The organism is Pseudomonas sp. FYR_2 (assembly GCF_043106425.1).
GTDB classification, from domain to species: domain Bacteria; phylum Pseudomonadota; class Gammaproteobacteria; order Pseudomonadales; family Pseudomonadaceae; genus Aquipseudomonas; species Aquipseudomonas monteilii.
Genome location: NZ_JBICMM010000050.1, coordinates 1 through 2,877, shown reverse-complemented (window position 1 = coordinate 2,877; position 2,877 = coordinate 1). Strand labels below are relative to the sequence as shown.

The window sequence follows — 2,877 nt, the reverse complement described above, 5'->3', positions numbered from 1 at the left end:
TTTTCCTTAGCCATCGATACAATCCTCCGCAGAAGAAATAGTCTTGCACTGATAAAACAAAGGCAGATATTTTCATATCTGCCTTGTTTATATGGAGCTCTTGAGCGGATTTGAACCGCTGACCTCACCCTTACCAAGGGTGTGCTCTACCAACTGAGCTACAAGAGCGAAACACTTTGCGCAAAATCCGGCAAACTTGGAGCGGGTAGCGGGAATCGAACCCGCATCATCAGCTTGGAAGGCTGAGGTTCTACCACTAAACTATACCCGCGGAGCTTGCGGCTCTCGCTAAAACTGGTGGAGGGAGAAGGATTCGAACCTTCGAAGCTCTCGCAACGGATTTACAGTCCGTCCCCTTTGACCGCTCGGGAATCCCTCCAGATGTGGCCTGCATTCTATTTGTTTGCCGCCCTAGTGTCAAGCGTTTTTTCAAATTTTTTCAATCAAATCTGAAACTTAGCTGCTTTGACACCGCTTCCAGTTCTACCACCTGAGTAGTGTTCCCTGTGAAGCGGGCGCCATTCTATCAAGCTATTCGCCAGTTGCAATACCCTGGCAGAAAATAATTTTATGTTTTAAGTCTTTGAAATCATTGGAAAGAGCTGAGAGCACCGTTTGGTCCAGCAAACGCTCGCTTTCCGGTGCGACCTTGAGCCAGCGCCCATCTGCCCCCGGCAGCTGCCCCACCACTGGCAACGTCGCAATATCCAGGCTCAAGAGGCGCTGACGAAGCGCATCCAGCTGCCCCTGCCCCATTACCCCGCCCACTACCAGGCATTCATCACGACGCTTGGGCGGCGCCGACACGCCTGTTTCACGCAGCAGGCGAATTTCTTGCTGATTCCCCTTGTACAGAGACAGCGGGGCGACTTCCTTGACCTTCAGCGGGGCTTCCTGCTGGTGCCACACGTAATAGAAGACGTTGAGCACCAGTAACAGCAGAAACAACCAACGCATAGGCACCTCAATCCAATGGGCAGGCCATGGCCAGGCCAACGAAAACCAGGTCTGGCACAACACGCGCCAGGGGCACAGCCTCCCTTACCAGTGGCGCATCACCCCCAGTGAGAAATACCGTGAACGTGTCCCCCCACAGCGCACGCGCCTGATCAAGCTGGGTACGCGCAAAACCCTGGAGCATCAACACACAGCCGCGCTCGACCGCTTCGACGGTGGAGCGCCCGGGCGACAGACTGGTCAATGCACGCTCGGCGGAGGCATCGTCATAGCGGATACGCCGGGTATGGGTGCGCAGCTGGCTACGCATCAAAGGCATGCCCGGGCAGATGTAACCACCCAGATGCTCACCATCCGCCGCAACGAAGTCCGCTTTTGCGGCAGTGCCCAAGTCAATGACCAGACACGCGCCCTTTGCCAAATGAAATGCACCCAGCGCAGCCAGCCAACGATCCATACCCAGACGCTGATAATCGTCATAGCCATTGCGCACGCCGGCCATCTCCCGTGCCGGTTGCGCAACACGCGCCTGAACGGTAAACGCCCGGGCAATCAATGAACACAGGGCATCGGTTTCTTCCTCGCTGCGCACACTGACAATGCGACAGCCTGTAAGACGCACCGAAGCCAGCGCAGCCACTTCAGCGAGCAACGCCTGATCGGAATCGACGATCCCGCCACCTTCAATGACTGCATCAGCGGCATGGATTACCCGCCACTTGATGAAGCTGTTACCGCAATCGAGCTCAAGAATCATCACGCAACCTCAAACTGAGCTCACCACCACTGAAGCTCTTTTCCACTCCGTCCACCTCAAGGCGCAAGCCACCCTGCCCGTCGACGCCGAGAACCACACCATCAATATGCGTGCTGCCAGCAACCAGCGAAACATTGCGCCCCTGCCAAAGGTGCGCCTGCTCCCATTCTTCCAGGAATGCTGCAAATCCGTAGCGACGATGGCGTGCCAATTCATGCTGCAGCTGCTGACTGAGCGATGCCACTAAGTGATTGCGATCAATTGTCGCCCCCACCTCACGCCGCATCGAGGTCCACTGCTGATCGACCTGGTCATTTGCCTGCATGTTCACATTGATACCGATACCCAGCACCACATGGCAGACATCGGCGGGGTCGCCCACTAGTTCCAGGAGAATGCCAGTAATCTTCTGCCCGCGAACCAGCACATCGTTGGGCCATTTGAGCCCTACCTCTTTTACGCCAAACGCCTGCAGGGTACGCATTACAGCCAATCCCACCACCAGGCTCAAACCTTCGAGCTGACGCATGCCGCCATCCACTCGCAATACAAGGCTGTAATAGAGGTTTTCGGCAAATGGGCTGATCCACTGACGGCCACGCCGGCCGCGGCCGGCACTCTGCCGCTCGGCCAGCACGATAAACGGAGCTGCCTGCCCTTGGCCGGCAAGCCGCAAACCTTCCGCATTGGTCGAATCAATAGATTCGTGGATGAACACTGGCCACTGCTCGCCTTTGGCATAACCGGCGATTGCCTGCGCTTCGAGCAAGGCGAGCGGTGCCGCCAGCTGATAGCCGCGCCCACGAACCTTGTGAATGGTGAGGTTCAGTTCACCCTCCAGGTGCTGCAGCTGCTTCCAAACGGCACTGCGACTCACCCCGAGGGCTGCCCCCAGGGCTTCACCGGAATGGAACCGGCCATCCTTGAGGAGATTCAACAACTTCAGCATGCCAGTCTCGACTTGGAATAAGGCAGGCATGATAGCCATGGGCTGTTGGCTTGCATAGGAAAAGGGCCCGTAAGTGCGGCCTTGTGTCGCGATCCCTGTGGGTTTCGGCTTTGGCCGCGAAGCAAGCGACGCGGAGGATGGCACCGGCTTTGCCGGTGTTCGGGGCTAAAGCCGGTCCTACAGGGATCTGGGCAAGGCCAAGACTTGCGTGAGA

At 57.0% G+C, this 2,877-nt stretch carries 3 protein-coding genes and 3 tRNA genes; all 6 read right to left on the bottom strand.

Annotated features, from left to right (window positions below; translation table 11 throughout):
- Positions 1–92: 92 nt before the first annotated feature.
- The 6 genes from ACF8R4_RS22430 to birA all read right to left on the bottom strand — a co-directional run bounded on the left by ACF8R4_RS22430 (position 93) and on the right by birA (position 2,663).
- A tRNA-Thr gene (locus ACF8R4_RS22430) sits at positions 93–168 on the bottom strand.
- A 29-nt stretch (positions 169–197) separates the two neighbouring features.
- Positions 198–271, bottom strand: a tRNA-Gly gene (locus ACF8R4_RS22425).
- A gap of 24 nt (positions 272–295) precedes the next feature.
- Positions 296–379 (bottom strand) — tRNA-Tyr (locus tag ACF8R4_RS22420).
- 152 nt (positions 380–531) lie between these two features.
- Positions 532–957, bottom strand: coding sequence for a hypothetical protein (locus tag ACF8R4_RS22415; RefSeq protein WP_019098632.1), 426 nt, complete (start codon positions 955–957; stop codon positions 532–534).
- A gap of 7 nt (positions 958–964) precedes the next feature.
- A complete protein-coding gene (locus tag ACF8R4_RS22410; RefSeq protein WP_060501718.1) occupies positions 965–1,714 on the bottom strand; it encodes a pantothenate kinase in 750 nt (249 codons plus the stop codon).
- Positions 1,704–2,663: a bifunctional biotin--[acetyl-CoA-carboxylase] ligase/biotin operon repressor BirA gene (gene birA / locus ACF8R4_RS22405; protein WP_060501716.1), complete on the bottom strand. Its 960-nt coding sequence runs from the start codon at positions 2,661–2,663 to the stop codon at positions 1,704–1,706. Before birA ends, ACF8R4_RS22410 begins: the two co-directional genes overlap by 11 nt.
- Positions 2,664–2,877: the final 214 nt, after the last annotated feature.